Below are 19911 nucleotides of genomic sequence, written 5' to 3'. Positions count from 1 at the left end.
GCCGGTGGGGGCGGCGGTGAGATCTCATTACTCTTTCTTTGTATGGAACAGAACTTTGCCCATTTTTGAACTCTTAGAGCCAAGAATACTGCTCTCGGCTGACATCATGCCCCTGTCTGTAGATTCTTCTGTAGATTCTGCTGTCGATTCAGATATTGCAGGCATATCAGAACCTCTGGAAGAGATCTCCACCTCGTCCCAGCCCACACAAGATACACCTCTTGCTGTAGAACCAGACACCGCAGATCAAACCTCTGATCAGAACAATGCCGGCAGTGAAGAAAATAATTCTCTGCAATCCGACCTTGAAGCTCAGACGAGTGGTATCGACGAGGTCAATGAGGGGCAGACTGCAACATCTGTTGAATCCCCTGATGACAACTCAGATACTCTTCAAGAAGTCATTTTCATCAACGATGATATTGAAGGTTTCGAGGAACTGTTAACTGATCTGCAGCAAAGAGAAAATTCTGAAGTCATTGTTCTCAGCAGTTCAGAAGATGGGTTTGGCCAGATTGAAACCGCTCTATCAGACAGAGAAGATACCAGTGCCATCCATATCTTCAGCCATGGCAATGAGGTCTCAGTCAAAATAGGTTCCAGCTGGCTCAACGAAACGACTCTGGCAGAAAATCAGGAATCCATAACCTCCTGGGGAAACAGTCTCACAGAAGATGGAGATATTCTTTTTTATGGCTGCGATCTTGCTTCCTCACTGGAAGGGAAAGACCTGTTACAGGAGATAGCAGAGCTTACTGGAGCAGATGTTGCGGCAAGTGACGATCCGACCGGTCACCAACACCTGGGTGGCGACTGGGTACTCGAATACCAATCGGGCGAGATCGAAACTGCCCTACCTTTAAGCACAAAGCTGCAGGACGACTGGTTACATATCCTTGCCGAAGAGACTGTTGCAGATAATTTTAATAGTGGCCTTTACAACAATAGCACTGGAACTGTTAGCTGGGCGAACGACTGGACGGAGTTGGGTGAAACAACTGATCCCGGCTCAGGCTACATCTATATAGTAGACAACAGACTCTACATAGAGACTGCTGACTATGGTGAAGTACAACGGGGAATCACAAGGACAGTCAATCTCAGCGGAGCAACTTCTGCAAATATCAGTTTTGACTTCGAAGTGGATCCAAATGAAAATGCTGGCCACATCGCACTACAAATTCAATCAGAAGGTGATTCAACCTGGCATAGCATTGCTCACTACTGGACAAGCTGGTCGCATACTGATACTACATCCATTGATATAACATCCTATATCTCAGCCGCAACAAAGATACGATTCGAATCGTCGACTGGATTCAGTGGTTTGTCCTTTGGTTCTGACAATTTCTACGTTGATAACCTGAGGATCGACTACACCACTGACACCTGGTCTACTCCCCTGTGGATAACAACCGATGGTGATGTTTCTAACGGTGGACAACAGGGCACTGATACATGGAATGACTCAGATATTATCGGAATAGCAAACCCGGATCTCAATTTGGGAAATACTACCTCGGGCAACTTTTCCACCGCTGCACTACTGTCAGCTTTTGCCGATAAAGATACTGACATTGATGCTCTCCATTATGTCAGTCGCGACATACAAATCGGATCCTCCAACTTTCAACTCCAAAAAGGAGACCTGCTCTTTGTCGCACATGGCGCAGAACCAGGAGACTTTGGTCTGAGCGACATAGACCGTGAAGACATAGTGCTCTTTCGCCCCACAACCCAAGGGAACTATACTTCAGGGACATTTCAAATCCTTTTTGATGATCTAACTGGAACTGATGGTTCAGATCTGAGAGGCATTACCTTAATTGAAAAGGACGTAACCGTAGGCGGTAAAAACCTGAACGCTGGTGACCTGCTTTTTGTTCAGTCTGGCGGTGAAGATGACAAGATAGTCTGGCTTTATGAAACAGGGGATGTAGAACCGGGGACTGGTACAAGCGGCAACATTTCTGTTTTGCTTGACTGCCGTGATGACGGGATTAAAGTCAATGAAAATTTCAGAGGAATCGATTTAGTTGAGGAGACGATTACCGTTGGTGGTAAGACTCTCCACAGTGGCACAATCCTACTTTCAGTGGATCAGGCCGATACCATTGGTACTGGTGTCAACTCACTCGATGTAGAACAGTTTGATATCTTCGCCCTTGATGTAACTTCGGTATCAGATCCCACCGGAGCGACAGATATCGGTGCTGCAACCGCTTCCTTGTTCTTTGATGGCTCGGATGTATCGTTTGATGACGATTCCAAGGAAAAAATTGATGGCTTTACCCTAACCGTTGAACCGGAACAAGTCTCCAACACTATCACCGGTGGCACATTTAACGCTGAAAATGACACCATCACTCTGGCTGGAACCGATTTTTCCTTCACAGGTGGCATAGGCAGTAATGTGAAAGCCAATATGGACTGGTCCAAATTTGTCTGGGATATCAACGGTGATAACGAAACGACGCCGGATATAACTTTCAACTCCACAGATTTCAGCTCGGTAATTGTAACCAACAGTACAACCCTGACCTTACATCTCACCTCGGCAAAATCGGCAGCAATTGTTGCAACGCTCGGTTACGGAGCGGCGGGTGGAGTTGACACCCTGGATATTGAAACCGGCTTTAGTGGTAATGGCTCAGGGGATTATTCCACCACAGACGGTCTTGACGACGGACCGCTTACAACCATCACAGCGCCCAGCAATATAAATATTTCCAACAGCTCAATTGACGAGAACATTGACACATCAAGCGGCACAACAGTCGGTACGCTTAGTACAGTTGATGCTGATTTTGGCGATAGTGCTGCCTATATCATCGTCGGCGGTCCGGACGCCGGTCTGTTTTCCATTGGCGGGGCTGGCGGAGACGAGTTGATCCTGACAGACGGGCTGCTCGATTATGAACGACAGGATAGCTACATCATCGCCATCAGGGTAATCGACAGCAAAGGTCTTTACCACGATGAAACATTCTTGATAACGGTAAACAATATCAATGAAACACCCGTTATCTCAAACAACAGCCTGACTCTTGAAGAAGGGCAGACGGTTGTGCTTTCAAGCTCTGATCTGTCTGCCACCGACCCGGAGAGTGCCGACAACAGTTTATCGTTTACAGTTTCATCGGTGTCAGCAGGAAGATTTGAACACGCTTCAGCACCCGGAGCAGCGATAACAACCTTCCTCCAGTCGGATATCAACAATGGAAAAATTCGTTTTGTCCATTTCGGCGGGGAAAACGCACCGACTTACGAGGTAACCGTCACCGACGGCAGCGTATCAACTGGTCCGGCCACACCCACCATCACCTTTAGCGGTAAGAACGATGTCCCGAGTTTTACCAACAATGAATTGACCATAAATGAAGGTGGAATTGTGGTACTTGGCAGCAGCAACCTGCAGGTAACAGACCCTGATGATACAGATGTGAACCTCACTTTCACCGCTGCAAATGTGGTTGGAGGACAGTTTGAACTGGTGGCCGCACCCAATACAGCCATATTCACTTTTACCCAGGCCCAAATAAATGCCGGTGAGGTGCAATTCGTTCATAACGGAGGTGAGATCGAACCAAACTACGAGCTGACGGTAGATGACGGTGACGATGCTGCGGGTCCGGATTCACCAAATGTTGGCTACACCCCTGTAAATGATATTCCACAGTTCCAAAACAACACTCTTACCCTGGTACAGGGACAAGTAGTAGTACTTACCAGCAGTAATTTACAGGCATTTGATCCCGATGATGACCCGGCAGATTTAATTTTCACCGTTTCGGGTATTGTAGGCGGCCATTTTGAAATCGTCGGTACCCCTGGGGTCATTACTGGCTTTTCTCAACTTCAGGTAAACAACAACACAATTCAGTTTGTCCATGACGGGTCAACGACAGAGCCCGTTTATTTTGTCGAGATATTTGATGGTGATGGCACCCGCCTCGCAGAAAAAGCAAACATCAATTTTAACACCGTTAACCAGGCCCCTGTCCTACAAAACAATACACTGACAATTGACGAAGGAGGCACCGTTGTTCTGACCACAACAGACCTCTCGGCAACGGATTCTGATAACAATGACGCAACCCTTATTTTCACGGTTTCAGGAGTAACAGGCGGCCATTTCGAGTTCGTATCCAATCCAGATGTGACTATAAATTCCTTTAACCAGGGGGCTATTACCGGAGGCCTGGTTCGCTTTATTCATGATGGAGGTGAAACAGCACCTTCATACAGCGTTAGCGTATCAGATGGTGACCTCTATGATGTGGATGGCCCGGAACTGGTCGATCCAGTTAATTTTACTAACGTAAACGATGCCCCGGTACTCGGTACCAATATACTCACCATTGATGAGGGTGGTACTCTCATTCTTAGTAGCAGTAATATCTCCGCCACCGATATGGAAACGTTGGATGGAAATCTGATTTTTACCGTTTCCGGTGTGACCGGGGGCATGTTTACCACAGTTACAGATTCTCTTACCCCCATTTTTTCCTTCACCCAGGCTCAGGTGACAGCATCTCAAATCCAGTTTATCGATAATGGCGATGAAGTGAAGCCGGAATATACAGTGACAGTTTCCGACCCTGATCTGGCAAACGCTTCAAGTGATGCAACAACCGACATCAACCTTGTAAATGATGCTCCGGTGATGGGTAATAATATCCTGACAGTCTCAGAAGGAAGCACCGTAACCCTCTCATCCGCTAATCTTTCTGCAACAGATATCGATAATATCGACGGTACCCTCACCTTTAACGTCAGCGGAGTGACCGGTGGGTATTTTCAGCGGACAGCAGCAGTCGGAACAGCGATTACAAACTTTACCCAGTCCGAAATAATTGGTGGTGAGATCCAGTTTGTTGATAACGGAGATGAAACCAAACCGGCCTATTCGGTAACAGTATCCGACCCCGATCTGACTAGTGCTTCAGACACTGCAGACATTACTCTTCTCCCTGTAAATGATGCTCCGGTGATGGGTAATAACAGTCTGACAATCTCCGAAGGCGGATCTGTTATTCTCAGCGGAAGCGATCTTTCGGCAACCGATATAGACAGTAGTGACCCCGCTCTTCTTTTTATAATTTCAGGGATAACGGGCGGACAATTTGAACTGATAAGCGCCCCATCTGTTGCTATCGACAACTTCACTCAGGCACAGGTAAGCGCTGGCCAGGTACGTTTTGTCCACGACGGTAATGAAGCGGAACCAGGTTACAGCGTGATGGCTTTTGACGGATTGCTGATAAGCAGCCAATTACCGGCAACAATCTCCTACAACGGTGTAAACGATGCTCCAACTGCAACAAATCTGAGTCTTGCTGATTCCTATACCGAAGACACCGCAAAAACTCTAGCTCCTATTGTTATCAGCGATGTTGATACTGGCACCCTTTATACCGCCACCTTCACTCTCTCTGATACTGCCGCAGGCAGCTTTAACAGCGGAACCCTTGGTACTGCCAGCGCAACATTTTCTGCGGGAGTGCTTACCATAAGCGGTACGGATATTGATGATGTCAACGGCCTGCTGTCATCGGTTGTTTTCACGCCTGCCGCAAACTACAACAGTAATTTTACTATTGCAACAAGTGTCACCGACGGGGCGAGTCCAACGCTTACAGGCACGAGATCAATGAACGCGGTTGCTGTAAACGACGCGCCAGATCTGAGTGTGAACGGTTTGTCTATTGCTGAAGGAGAAACGATACTACTCGACAACTCAATGCTTGCTGCAACCGATATTGACTCCAGCCTGCCGGATCTGGTCTTTACTGTTTCTGATCTTGCTGCAGGTATCTTTGTCCATAACAGTGATACCACAACAGCTATTACCACATTTACCCAGGCACAGATAAGTAATGGTGAAATCAGCATAATCCACGATGGCAGTGAAGATGCGTTACGTTATAAAATAGCTGTCTCAGATGGCACCGCGACGACCACCCCCTCTGACGCCACCGTAGCTTTCACCCCGGTAAACGACGCTCCAACGGCTACAAACCTTGACCAAAGCGGAATCTACACGGAAGACACCGTCTATGACCTGCAGGACATCGTTGTCAGCGACGCGGACCAGGATGAAATAATCACAGCAACCTTGAGCCTGGATTCTGTCAGCCATGGGAACCTCACCACCACTGGAGGAGCAAGTTTTAATACAGAGACCGGTGTCTGGAGTATCACAGGCACTGTGGCTGAAGTCAACACCGCCCTTTCAGGCATCACCTTTGAACCGGCAGCGAACAGTTTTGCAGATACCACCATCACAGTCCATATTGAGGATGGCCGGGAAAACGGTGCCACAGCACTTACAGGTACCATTGATCTCTTCGGAACAGCAGTGGCTGATGCCCCAGTCGTTTCCAGTGTGGCAACATTTACAGCAACTCCGAGTGACCCCATATATGTAACACCCAGCTCTGCCGATGGGGCTGAAGTTACGCATTTTAAAATCACAGAGATAACCAATGGAAAACTCTACCTCAGTGACGGTGTAACCCCAGTTATCGAAAATGATTTTATAACGGTTGCAGATGGAAGTTCTGGTCTCATTTTCACTCCTTTCTCAGATACCAGCGGCAGTTTTAAGGTTGTGGCCTCAGACAATGGGACAACGGTTGCCCCCGGGAGTGTCTCATCAACATCATCCATTGCAGTAACCCATAGTGTAACAGCGGCACCTCCTGTTATTGACGATTCGTATGAAGGCATTAGCGCTATAAGTACTCCGGAAGATGGAGGAAATCACGAAGCGCAGCCTGTTGATATTATAGAAGAGACGGAAAGTATTGACGAAACCCTCGACCTGGCTGCTGGACAGGATCTCGGAACGAAAGAAACACAGGAACAACTGACCGAAGCCTCAACTGATGAGACCAACAGGCAGGATAACAATGCTGCAGATGGCGAAACAGACAACAACCAGGAGGATAGTACAGACACCACTCTTTCCTACGTGAATGCAAAAAGAATGTCTGACTCTGCAAATGATTCGGGAATTACCATAGCAGCCGCATTTGAAAATGTCTCCTTTGATATCTCTTTTGCTAACACAACTGTACGGTCTTTCTCCTTTTCTCAGGCACCTTCTCAAATCACCACAAATGAATCAGGCTCGCTCTCTACCTTGGGCATTGAAAAAGTCACCCTATCTACAGACAATTACAGCCTCCTTGATCTCGAATACCGCGATCGCAGCTTTGAGGAGTACCAGTCGGTGAGACAATCCCTGGAAAACTTCAGGGAGCAAACAGAGCAGGAGGCGTCTATTGAAAAGACCGTGGTGGGCTCTGCAATCGCCGCGTCCACTGGACTCTCGGCAGGTTATGTGATATGGCTATTACGCAGCGGTGCACTTCTCAGCTCTATTCTGTCTTCCCTCCCTGCCTGGCAGCTGGCAGACCCCCTCGCCGTACTTGCCGGTGCTAAAGGGAACGAAGATGAGGAGGATGACTCTATTGAAGCTATAATTGAAAAAGGTACACAGCAACCTGCACCTCAGCTCCCCCCGGCAATTGAAAAATAAGCCTTGATACGTGCCACAATAAAAACATGACTGTAAAAACGAGAGCAACACAGAGGATGATCTTCACATGAAGGGAATGAGTGCAAAATCGAGGGTTTCCCTTGGTCTGGTGGGGATCATCACCACAATACTGATGGTGGGGAGTTATCTCGGCATCATCCCCGACACGGAGAAAGACCGACGAACCAACCGGGCAATTCTGGCTGAAACCATTGCAATCTTTAGCTCCGGTCTCGTGGATAAGGCGAGTCCCAAAAGAATTGAAGACGATTTTTCCCTTCTGGTTGAACGAAATGACGACCTTGTCTCCATAGGGTTGCGACCCAAAAACGGTACCCTGCTCTGCGCAACTGAAAAACATAAAGATCTCTGGAAAGAAATGTCTGGGGTGAACTCTACGGACTCACAGCTCCGCGTTCCCATCTCGACGGGAACAGATGAATGGGGACAGCTTGAACTCCGTTTTGTAAATGCCACTTCCACCATACTCTGGGGATTTTTCGACAATTCTCTGGTTCGAATCGTATTTTTTATCTCACTTCTCTCTTTTGCTGTCTTTTATTTTTATCTTGGAAAAGTTCTGCGCCAGCTCGACCCCTCCCAGGCCATCCCCGGTCGTGTCAAAGCAGCTCTGGACACCATGGCAGAAGGCTTACTTATCCTGGACAGAAAAGAGCAGGTGGTCCTCGCCAATAAAGCCTTTGCCGACATTTTCGCCAAAGAACCCAATGAGCTGCTCGGCTTGAAAGCCTCTGAATTCAGCTGGAAAAATAAAGAAGGTCAGACCATAACTCAGGAGCAACGCCCTTGGATAAAGGCACTCACAAGTGGGAAAATAATAAAGGATGAAATGTTGGCCCTGGAGTTTGAAGAAGGCCTGCAGAAATCTTTTAAGGTGAACTGTTCTCCGGTTCTTGGAGAAAATAAAAAATACGCAGGTGTACTGGTTGGTTTTGACGATATAACCCTTCTTGAGAAAAAAGAGACAGAGCTGCGCAAATCAAAGGAAGAAGCCGAAGAAGCCAATAAAGCCAAAAGTGCCTTTCTGGCAAACATGAGCCATGAGATCCGCACACCCATGAATGCGATTCTCGGCTTCACGGATATACTCAAACGCGGCTATGTCAAAAATGAACAGGAAAGCCTCAAGTATCTCAACACTATCCATTCCAGCGGCAAAAGTCTGCTCGAATTGATCAACGACATCCTTGATCTCTCCAAGGTTGAAGCCGGTAAACTCGAATTTGAGAGCGTCCAGTTCCAGCCCTACAATACCATTGACGATGTAGTTGAAATGCTTCGGCCTACTGCCGAGAAAAAGGGTATTGCTCTTTCATGGAAAGCCATAGAGGACATCCCTGAGACCATTTTGGGGGACCCTATGAGATTTCGACAGATCCTGTTTAACCTCATCGGCAATGCAATAAAATTTACTGACCAGGGTTCCGTGCAGGTGGAATGCTCCTGTTCTCAGGATAAAAACAGTAATTTCCTAAAAATAGACATCATTGACAGCGGTATCGGTATGTCTGAAACGGTACTTCAAAATGTCTTTGATCCATTTGTGCAGGCGGATGTCACCGTGAGCAGACGATTTGGCGGTACCGGCCTTGGCCTTTCCATCAGCCGTAAATTTGCCCGGGCTCTGGGTGGTGATATTACCGTCACCAGCAGGGAAAATAAAGGCAGCGTCTTTTCTGTCCTTATGCAGACGGGTTCAGCTTTACCGGGCAATCTCATCTCGCCCCAGACAATAAAAGCCCTCTGTGACCAGTATGTAGAATCAAAGGTAAGTACCTGGAATTTTACCGGTGGTGGCAGGGTACTGGTCGTCGATGACGGCAGGGAAAATCGCGAGCTGGTCAAAATAATCCTTGAAGAAGCTGGCCTGAGTGTTGACGAGGCTGAAAATGGAGCGATAGGGGTTGAAAAAGCCACCAGTATCCGGTACGACCTGATTCTGATGGATGTCCAGATGCCGGTCATGGACGGCTTTACAGCCGCAAAAACCATGAGAAAAAGCGGACTCACTCAGCCAATTATTGCACTCACCGCAAATGCAATGCAGGGTTTTGAGCAGCAGTGCCTGGATAACGGTTACAGCGATTACGCCACCAAACCGGTGGATATTGATAAGTTGATTCAAATTGTGAAAAAATATCTCCAGGCGGATGCTACCAGCCAAGAAACGTCGAAGGTGCCCCTGGTGGCAGAAAGTCTTCCACCCCAGCCAGGAGAAAGCAATACGAAACCCTCCCCTGCTGTTATCTCAAGGTTTGCCGACCACCCCAAATTGAAAGTGGTGGTTCAGCAATTCGTCGACAAGCTCGCAGGCGAAGTCCAGGCCTTGAACCGGGCACACGAAGAAAACGACTATCTTAAACTGGCAACACTTGCTCACTGGCTCAAAGGCGCCGCCGGAACGGTCGGTTTTGATGAATTCACCAAGCCGGCAGAGCAACTTGAAATTGTCGCCAGAACAAAGAACCGGGACAAAGTTGCAGCTCTTCTTGAACATATTAATAACCTGCAGCAGCGTACTCTTGCCACTGTGGATACACCGCCTGCGGCGATTCTCCCGCAAGAACTACAGACCGGGTCGTCCGAAACCTTACCCAACACACCCATTACATCTCGGCTGGCTTCGCATCCTCAACTCAAAAAGGTTGTTTTCGATTTCATCACTAAGGTGCCGGACGAAATCTCGAAAATGGAAACGGCCCTTGCCAGCGGTGATTTCCTGCAACTGGAGCATCTCGCCCACTGGCTCAAAGGGGCTGCCGGTACCGTTGGCTTTGATGACTTTACCAGGCCTGCAACAGAGTTGGAAGAGTCTGCAAAATCATCTGATTCCTTAAAGAGCAGCTACATTGTAGAAAAAATAAAAATCATGGTCCATAACATTGAAGCACCACGTTAAGACATGTATGATAAAGAAGAGTTCCTTTTTTAACTTTCATTCCCTGTAAGGCCAATAATGCTTCAAATCGCGGAAAATTTAAAAGATGCCACCATCATGATGGTGGATGACGAACCAATGACTATGATCGTGGTTCAGACATTTTTGGAAGAGTTCGGATTCAATCATTTTATCCAGGTTGAAGATTCTTTAAAAGTCATGGATATTCTTGAGGAACAACTTCCAGACATCCTGCTGCTCGATCTGATCATGCCAGGAAAATCGGGCATGGATATACTCGCTGAAATTCGTAATCACTCCAAGATGTCCCGCCTGCCTGTCGTTGTACTCACCGCCTCATCTGATGCGCGGGACAAGCTCAAGGCGCTGGAGCTTGGAGCGACAGATTTTCTGTCAAAACCCGTCGATCAGAGTGAACTGGGACTTCGAATTAGAAATACCCTGGAAGCAAAGGCCTACACCGATCAACTCGCATATTATGACCCCATTACCAAGCTTCCAAACAGCAGTATGTTTCAGGACAGACTGGTTTGGGCTCTGGAAAAGGCCAAACGGTACAATGAAAATCTGGCGCTCTTTCATATAAATCTCGATCAGTTCAGCCGTATAAATGCCAGCATAGGCATCAACTCCTCAAATATTGTTCTCACCCTCCTCGCGGAAAGGCTCAAAGAAATCATCAGATCAATTGATGTTCTCTCACAAACCTCTGGTGTAATTAATGGCAGTCTTGGTCCATACAGGGCGGAGGGGAGCGGTTTTACGCTTCTGCTCAACCATCCTAAAAATGCGGAAGCCTCGGCAGTTGTAGCCACCAGAATCCTGAGAAAGATACGGGAACCCATCAATATCGAAGGCAATGAAATTGTTGTCACTGCCTCCATTGGCATAGCCACCTTTCCAGAAGAGGCGAGTAATACAGAAAACCTCCACCGACTCGCCATCAGTGCAAAAGACTACGGCAAAAGCAAGGGAGGTGACAGTTTTTATTTTTCCTCAGAGGGGATCAATGCCATTTATGAAAAAAGACTCAAGATGGAGTTTCGCCTGCGAAAGGCCATCAAGAGAAACGAGCTCCTCCTCCACTACCAACCTAAGGTATCGGTACAATCGGGTATAATTCGAGGAGTTGAGGCTTTATTGCGCTGGAAAAACGATACCCTTGGCCTTGTCTCACCGGCTGATTTCATCCCCCTTGCAGAAGAGACAAAACTCATCATCCCTATAGGCGAGTGGGTCCTTCAGGAGGCCTGCAACACATTGGTAGAATGGAAGAAAATGGGCAAAAAACCAATCTCCATGGCCGTAAATGTCTCTCCCCTGCAGATGGAAGACCCCGACTTTATTCATACAGTCAAACGGATTCTGAGCACCACAAGAGTTGACCCCGGCCTTCTCAAACTTGAAATCACCGAGGGGTTATTTTTATCTAATATCGAAGAAAAGATCGAACAACTCAAAGCCCTGAAGAGTCTTGGGGTAACAATTAGCATAGATGACTTTGGTACCGGTTATTCCTCTCTCAGCTACCTTGGAAAACTGCCGGTGGATGAGCTGAAAATTGACAGGTCATTTATAGTTGATGTGGTATCAAACGACGAAAACAGGGCGATCATCGCTTCCATTATTTATATGGCCCACAGCCTTCAATTAACGACGGTGGCGGAAGGTATCGAAACCGAAGAGCAACTCCATTTTATACAGACACAACAGTGCGATACCTACCAGGGATTCTTCTTTAGCCGTCCGGTTCCGTTTGCTGATATGGTAAAACTCCTCCCATAGGCCTCTACCCCTGTATAAGACAAATAATCATCGGTAAAAGGTCATTGAGGCGTTCAATTTGAGAAGAAAAACACACTGTTTTCTGCAATAATCAATTTTAAAAAATGAAATCATGCAGTTGAGTTTGTAATCAAAATGCTCACTAGAAATTTGGTCTAAAGTTCTATATCAAAGGTTTCAAGGAAGAGCCCCTGTACCCATTGGAGTTTCAGGGTGATGATGTTGATGTTCAAGAGGGCCTTCAAATACTCTCTCTCCGCATCAAAGTACTTGTCCTGGGAGTCAAGAAGTCTCTGGTTGTCGATACGGGAGATATCATACAGAGCACTTTCTCTATTAAAAACAGACTCATACGCCTGCTTTGAGCGTTCAGCCGCCTGCACCTCACCCGTCGAAAAAGACGCCTCACTGTAGAGTGAGTTCACCTCATAGGCGATCCTTTCAATGCTCCTCTTGTACTCCAGCTTTGCCTGCTGAACCCCAAGGAGAGCCTTACGGGTCTCAAGGGAGTTTTTTCTTCCGCCAAGCTGCCACTCTATGAACAGACCGGCATCCCAGCTGTCTTTCCCATCAGAGAAACTGCCATCGACCGATTCATCAAATTCCTCACCAAGTCCATTTAAGGTGTAACTTGTTCGGGCATCCAGGGTCGGCAACTCAAGATGCCTGGCCAGGGTATGTTTTGCACTGGCAGATTTTAATTCCTGTCGGGCGATAGAAATTTCCTCACGTCGGGTAAGAGCTGTCTTCTGCAGCTGGTTCAGAGGCGGCAGAGTGAAAGAGGTAATAAATGGTTCGGTGGGAATGAGCAGTGATTGAAAATATGGAGACGCCGCCGAAATACCAAGAAGTTGCTTGAGCTGATCAAGGGTGGTCTGCACAAGTTTTTTATCACCGTAGTTTTTCAGACGCCTGTCCTCAAGAGACGATTTAGCCCGATCAAGATCAAGGAGATTGGCGATACCCTGCTCATTTCTCGTCTCGATCCTTGCCAGAATTTTTTCGGCCTCCAGTATTGCATCCCTGCTGATCTGTTCAAGCTGGAAATAATAGCGATATCTCCAGTAATAGAAGGTCAGTTCCTTTAATACATCGGACAGTTCTTTTCGGTAACTGGACTGGGATTGATCCCGTGCAATGGTGGCCAGATCAATTTCCGACTTGTTATACTTATCCCAGAAGCCTTTAAGCAGTGACTGGCGCAGCTCAAACTTTACCCTTGAGGTGTATTGGGGATTGGGAATGGTCAGCTCGCTATTATTTTCAAGATTATCTGCTTCATAAGATAAGATTGCACTTCCACCTGTCGGCAGGGGCTGCCGTATCCCTGTCTGGGAGAACCAACCCTCCTCTGTCAGCGCATCGACGCCGTCACTGCCATCACTGCCGGTATCGAGCAGGGATTGTATGGGCCGTTCAGAATCATAATACCTCGTATCACTGAACAGAGTAGGATCATAGACCGTCTTTGCAGTCTGCAGGTCCACATCAGCTATGGCGGGTGCAAGCAATGCCAGCTGCACATCCCGGTTTTCTGAAAGAGCCACCTGCATGGCCTGGCGCAAATTAAGCTCTATATTTTCAGGAGAGGGCGGGGTGTCACTCTCACTATGAAAAGAGGAGAGAACCCCACTGAGATACCTGTCATTCTCCTTTGTATCCTCCACCTCGCCTCCAGCCATGGTTTTGATTTCAGCAGCCTGCAGATAATAGGAAAGAGACGGGTAAAGATGATCAGCTTCCCAAATCTTATACGAAACATCATCTTCTATCTCGGGCTCCAAAGCCGCGTAAACGGGTAGAGCAAAAAATACCGAAGTGCCTGCAACGGTGTAAAGACACAATTTCTTGAATAGGTTTTTCATCTAAAGTAGTCATGGGAATTGAGGAGGGAGAAATTATAACCCCTCCAGTAAATAATACTTTTTACGAGCCTTTACATTAACCTTTCATCTATCTCCGCGGGAAATGCTGGGTGGAGACATCTGCTCAGGACCAACAACATTTTCTTTGTTATATAAAACCGTTAACTCTACATAAAAACAACACTGACCCGTTCTCCGGCCGGACGGTGGTCACTGTTTACAACCCGAAGAGTAACAGACAGGGTGGTTGCCGCTGCATCTGCCACAGAAGAGATATGGATGACGGTTCCTTCCAATTCCGCATTGTCGGGAAATCTCACCGTTCCAGTCTGACCGATTTGTAGGCCGACAGCCTGCTCCACAGGTACAGGCAAATCAATGATAAGAGGATCGGTCTCCACCAGCCGAATCACCGGCACCATCGCCTGGACCGTTTCACCCCGCTCCACCAGAATATCTTCCACAATCCCCTTTACCGGGCTTTTGAGAGTTAACCTTTCGATCATCTCGAGAACACTTTCAAGTTTCAAAACGTCCTGGGAATGCTCAAATTCACGGACTTTCAAGGTCAGAAATGCGGTATCCACAGCAAGGGCAGCGTGATCCACCTCCCATTGGGAGGTGGCTCCTTTGAGCTGGGCACCTTTAAGATTCTCCAGGTTTTTCTTTTTCTGGGTTAATTCAACCTCAGCAAGCTCAATGGGCACTCTATTTTCTGAGCGACCTGTGAGGATCTTTTTCTGTATTTGTTCAATATCATCCTCTAGAGTTACCAGAACATTTCCTGCCTCAACAAAATCCCCTTTGGCGACGGAAATATGCTTTATTTTACCCGGTTGGACAAAAGAAAGCTCAATATCAGCCACCGGTTTGGTGATGCCATCCAGCGGTGCCTTTTCTTCTAATGCCAGGCCGTTGCCATACCATACGAGGAATACGAGTATAAAAAAAATGAAAAATATTTTTCTGTTTGTCATGCAAGGGTTCCTATGGTGATATTACAAAAGAAAGAAAAACTGAAAGTCCGCCCGGAAATCACAGCCCGGTCAGTTATGCCACTATTTTTAAACATATCTCTGGTAGTTTACTTATAAGTGACCTGCATGTCTAGATTTTGCTCACATTCTTTATGGCCAAAAGATTCTCAACTGAACTTTTACGTTTTTTGGTTCAAACATGGAAAAACCGACAGTCGAGCTGGAGGTAAATCCCCTGGAAAAAGCCCAACATCTTTTCGCATTGAAGCTTTTATGCTTTCACATGAAGATTATTTCGATTTCACTTGAACAATAACCAAAACAAGTTTACAACACTCATTGTACAATTTTCACGAAACTGTCGCAGGGTAACACTATTCTCAGGTACCTGTTTGACAACATTTTCAGAAAGAGGAATGAAAATTATGGTTTCCCCTGGTGTTTTACAGCCCTCAGCAACCGGTCATCGAACCCTGGAGACTGAAGTTTTAATCATTGGCGGTGGTGTGACCGGTGCCGGGATTATGCGTGATCTTGCTCTACGTGGTATTCATACGCTGCTTGTCGACAAGCAGGATCTCTGCGCGGGAGCATCGGGAGGTAATCACGGCCTTCTCCACTCCGGTGGCCGTTATGTCTCTAACGACCAGCACGCAGCCATCGAGTGCAGGCTTGAAAATGAGATCTTAAAAAAACTGGCCCCCCAATGTATCGAAGACACAGGCGGTCTCTTTGTAGCGGTGAAAGGGGACGATCTGGAATTTGCAGATAAATTCCCAGGATTTTGCAAGACAGCTGGTATCCAGGTAGAGGAACTCAGTCCTGCAGAGGCAATTGCCCTTGAACCCTTACTCTCAAAAGAGCTTGTCAAGGCATACCGGGTTCCGGATGCGACAATTGATCCTTTTCGGCTGGCCCTTGAAAACGTCGCCCATGCCAGAGCTTTCAACAATAGTGTCTACCGTCCCCATACCCAGATTGTACATTTCATCACAGTGGACGGCCTCATTAAAGAAGCGATCTGCAGGGACAACCGAACCGGCGAGACACTGCATATCAGAGCCAGGCAGTTCGTCAATGCCGGCGGTGCCTGGGCCATGAACATCGCCCAGCTTGCCGGCTGCACAGATGTACACCTTTCCTACTCCAAGGGAACGCTTCTCATCAGTCACGATCGTATGGCCGATCATGTTGTGAACCGGCTGAGACCACCATCCGATGGTGACATTCTTGTCCCCGGCGGTACCGTTTCGGTTCTTGGAACAACCTCCATACGCACAAACGATCTCGACAGCGTTGTTCCAACCGTGGAAGAGATTGACCGCAACGTCATCGAAGGTGCGGCGATGATTCCTGCTCTGGCCACGGCCAGATATATTCGTGCTTTTTCAAGGGTACGTCCGCTTCTGCAAAGTTCAGGAGATGGTGATGACCGTGAAGCCACAAGAGGCTTTGCCCTGCTCGGTCACACGTCCCAGGGACTGGAAAATTTCTGCACCATCACCGGAGGAAAACTCACCACCTTCAGGATGATGGCAAAAAAAACCTCTGACCTTGTCGCGGAAAGACTGGGCAACACCGTAGGCTGTCAGACAGATACGACTCCACTGCCTGATGGCGATGCCTGCCGCTGGACCGAACCGGGAGCAGCCCCTCGCTACTGGTACAAGGCCAACAACGCCGACGATATGATCCTCTGCGAATGCGAGATGGTTCCTCAATCCGCCATTGATGAGATCGTCAAATGCGCGCCGAGTGCCGAAGAAGAGATGACCCTGGAAGCAATTGCCCTGCGCTCAAGGGCTGGGAAAGGTCCATGTCAGGGTTCTTTTTGCGGCATACGAATAGCCTCCTATCTCTATGACCGTGGCTACTATCAGGACAAAACCGGTCTGATCCACATGAGGGATTTTTTCAACGAACGTTTTAAAGGCATGCGCACGGTCATCTGGGGCCAGCAAGCCGCCCAGATGGAACTCGCTGAGGCCCTGCATTGCGGCCTGCTTGGTCTTGATAACCTCGATAATCTGGATAACGATTAGAACCCAACTTTTGCGGAGAAGTTCATGACAGAAGAAGCCCGTCATTTTGAAACAGAACTGGCAGTGATCGGTTCCGGTATTGCCGGTTTTGCCGCATCAATATTTGCCCTTAATAAAAACATAACAACCGCCCAGGTGGGCAATACCGGTGCAGTTGCCTACACCACAGGCTACCTTGATCTACTTGGTAAAATAGAAGGAGAGACTGGTGCAGTAGAGAATCCCTGGGAGTCCGTCAAGACCCTGAAAAATAACTGCCCAAATCACCCTTTAAGCGATATCTCAACAAATGATATTGAAGAGGCTTTCATTCAGTTCACCACCTTTCTCGGTGAATGCGGTATCGCCTACTCGAGCCCTGGAAAAACAAATATTACAGCACTCAGTCCTGCCGGCACCTTAAAGAAAACTCTCTGTCTGCCATCCACCATGGCCCCTGGCCCGAAGGCATTTGCAGCCCAAAAGCCCTGTGTCATTGTGGATTTCAAAGGCCTGAAAGGCTTTAGCGGCAGGCAGGTCGTCGCCAATCTTCAGGATAAATGGCCGAACCTTCGCACCGAGCGCATCAGTTTTCCTGATATGACAAGCGGAGAAATCTATCCCGAGGTCATGGCCCGTGCCCTTGAGGTTGAACAGACCCGTGAAAAACTGGCAGAAGCCATAAAAGTAGTTGCAGAAGCGGTAAAGGTCATAGGCCTGCCTGCAGTCCTTGGGATGCACAGCCCTGATTTCGTCCGGGCAGAGCTTGAACGACTGACCGGTCTTGAGATTTTTGAAATCCCTACCATGCCCCCATCGGTACCTGGGATTCGCTTAAGAGAAATGTTTGAACAGGTTTTTCCTCAAAAAGGCCTCACCCTGATTCCCCAGCAAAAAGTACAATCCCTCACGTTTAAAGACAATGAGGTCGTGTTGCACATCAGGGATAATTACGGCCCCATCACCATCCACGCCAAGGCCGTGATCCTTGCCACCGGGCGTTTTTTAAGTGGAGGCCTGGAAGCACACATCACAGGCATCAGTGAGGCTCTCCTCGACCTGCCTGTTACACAGCCGGAAAAAAGAGAGGACTGGTACCTCAACCAGTACACCGATGTCCGTGGCCATGCCATTCATAAGGCGGGCATCGAGGTGGACAGCTCTTTCAGACCACTGGGCAAAGATGGAAAGCCGTATCACCAGCGATTGTTCGGGGCTGGCATTATCCTCGCACATCAGGACTGGATTCGTAGTCGAAGTGGCGCTGGTATTGCCATTGCGACAGCATATAAGGCAGTAGAAGCTGTCGATAATTTTTTACACGCTTAAGCGACAGGGAGTGTGAACAACCATGTCGGATCAAAAAACACCTACAATAAATTTTAAAGAAAAGGCCATGGAACTGCTCCCGGAAGGGGCCAGTTTTGAGGCATGCCTCACCTGTGGCCTCTGCTCTTCCGGCTGTCCTGCGTCAGGCCTTGAAAATATGGACCCAAGAAAATTCATCCGTATGGCCATGCTTGGTATGGATGAAGAGTTGTCCACGACTCCATGGGTCTGGTGCTGCACCCAATGCAAGAGATGCCAGCATGTCTGCCCCATGAATATCGACATATCCCAGCTGGTCTTCATTGCACGAGGCAACTGGCCCCAGGAAAAAAAGCCTGCGGGAATCGTACGCTCCTGCCAGCTGATTCGCTCAACTGATTCCACGAGTGCTATGGGACTGCCACCGGAAGACTTTGTTTTTGTGGTGGACGATGTCCTCAAGGAAGTCCGGGAAACCCAGTCCGGTTTTGAAAATCTTCAAGCCCCCATGGACAAAAAAGGTGCCCATTTTTTCGTCAACCAGAACTCCAGAGAACCGATGAACGAACCCGATGAGATGGTTCCTCTCTGGAAGATTTTTGATATGGTCGGTGCCGACTGGACCTATTCATCAAAAGGCTGGGCCGCCGAGAATTTCTGTATGTTTTCAGGAGATGACGACGCCTGGTATCAGGTTATCAAGACCCGTGTCGACGCCGTTCACGAACTGGACTGCAAGGTATGGCTCAATACAGAGTGTGGTCATAGTTACTACACCATGTGGAATGCCATTGCCAAATTTGGCATGGATGTAAACTTCAAGCTGGAAAGCCTGGTCACCTACTATGCACAATGGATCCGTGAAGGCAAACTGCCGGTCAACTCAGACTGGAATGTGAATAACATCAAGTTCACCGTCCAGGACCCCTGTATGATCGTCCGTAAGGCTTATGGCGACGCCATTGCCGATGATATGCGCTTTGTTGTGAAAAAGCTGGTGGGCGAGGAAAACTTCATCGACATGCAACCAAACCGCAGCGCCAACTACTGCTGCGGTGGTGGAGGCGGATTCCTTCAGGCGGGTATGACCGAGCACAGAAGGGCCTACGGCAAGCGAAAGTTTGACCAGATCGCGGCCACAAAGGCCGCTTATGTACTCACCCCCTGCCACAACTGCCACTCACAGATGGAAGATATCGGCCATTTCTACGGCGGAGACTACGGAGTTGTCCACTTCTGGACCCTGATCTGCCTCTCTTTAGGTATCCTCGGCGAAAACGAGCGAACCTATCTGGGACCAGACCTGCTGGCCTTAATTGACTAACCAGACTGATATTACCTGATTGCAAACCTTGCTGCGGGCGAAACATTGCCCGCGGCACCTTATCTTCCAACAATTCCAAAGGCGGTTAAGGTTCACGTCTCTTTCTGTGCGCCCGTGCAGCCCCTCCACAATGAATACCATTGAAAAACCCTGGTAAACAGGCTA

Annotated in this window: 8 protein-coding genes; 6 read left to right on the top strand and 2 right to left on the bottom strand. The window is 48.1% G+C overall.

Annotated elements, in window-relative coordinates:
- Window positions 1-16: 16 nt before the first annotated feature.
- From FCL48_RS03385 to FCL48_RS03375, 3 genes are all read left to right on the top strand, one after another.
- Window positions 17-7546 (top strand): cadherin-like domain-containing protein, encoded by a 7530-nt coding sequence (locus FCL48_RS03385; protein WP_136870822.1) that lies wholly within the window; start codon window positions 17-19, stop codon window positions 7544-7546.
- 67 nt (window positions 7547-7613) lie between these two features.
- On the top strand, window positions 7614-10466 hold the full coding sequence (locus FCL48_RS03380; RefSeq protein ID WP_136870821.1) for an Hpt domain-containing protein: 2853 nt from the start codon (window positions 7614-7616) through the stop codon (window positions 10464-10466).
- Window positions 10467-10523: 57 nt separating this feature from the next.
- Window positions 10524-12251, top strand: a complete 1728-nt coding sequence (locus tag FCL48_RS03375; RefSeq protein ID WP_136870820.1) for an EAL domain-containing protein — start codon at window positions 10524-10526, stop codon at window positions 12249-12251.
- Between the two features lie 155 nt (window positions 12252-12406).
- Here the strand turns inward: FCL48_RS03375 and FCL48_RS03370 are convergent, their stop codons facing one another.
- Entirely contained in the window at window positions 12407-14116 is a 1710-nt protein-coding gene (locus FCL48_RS03370) for a TolC family protein (protein WP_136870819.1), read from the bottom strand.
- A gap of 167 nt (window positions 14117-14283) precedes the next feature.
- The gene (locus tag FCL48_RS03365) at window positions 14284-15093 is read right to left on the bottom strand and encodes an efflux RND transporter periplasmic adaptor subunit (protein ID WP_136870818.1); all 810 of its coding nucleotides are present in this window, start codon (window positions 15091-15093) and stop codon (window positions 14284-14286) included.
- A 416-nt stretch (window positions 15094-15509) separates the two neighbouring features.
- On the opposite strand from FCL48_RS03365, the gene FCL48_RS03360 reads away from it, so the two are divergent.
- Genes FCL48_RS03360 through FCL48_RS03350 form a run of 3 tightly spaced genes read left to right on the top strand, consistent with a single transcriptional unit; the run spans window position 15510 to window position 19746 of the window.
- The gene (locus FCL48_RS03360) at window positions 15510-17135 is read left to right on the top strand and encodes an FAD-dependent oxidoreductase (protein WP_240744727.1); all 1626 of its coding nucleotides are present in this window, start codon (window positions 15510-15512) and stop codon (window positions 17133-17135) included.
- Between the two features lie 24 nt (window positions 17136-17159).
- A complete protein-coding gene (gene glpB / locus FCL48_RS03355) occupies window positions 17160-18443 on the top strand; it encodes a glycerol-3-phosphate dehydrogenase subunit GlpB (RefSeq protein WP_136870817.1) in 1284 nt (427 codons plus the stop codon).
- Between the two features lie 22 nt (window positions 18444-18465).
- Window positions 18466-19746 carry a (Fe-S)-binding protein gene (locus FCL48_RS03350; RefSeq protein ID WP_136870816.1) on the top strand — a complete coding sequence of 427 codons (1281 nt, stop codon included), beginning with the start codon at window positions 18466-18468 and terminating at the stop codon, window positions 19744-19746.
- Window positions 19747-19911: the final 165 nt, after the last annotated feature.

It is taken from the genome of Desulforhopalus sp. IMCC35007, from assembly GCF_005116575.1.
Taxonomy (GTDB): Bacteria; Desulfobacterota; Desulfobulbia; order Desulfobulbales; family Desulfocapsaceae; genus Desulforhopalus_A.
This window is presented reverse-complemented; position numbering and strand designations above follow the sequence as displayed.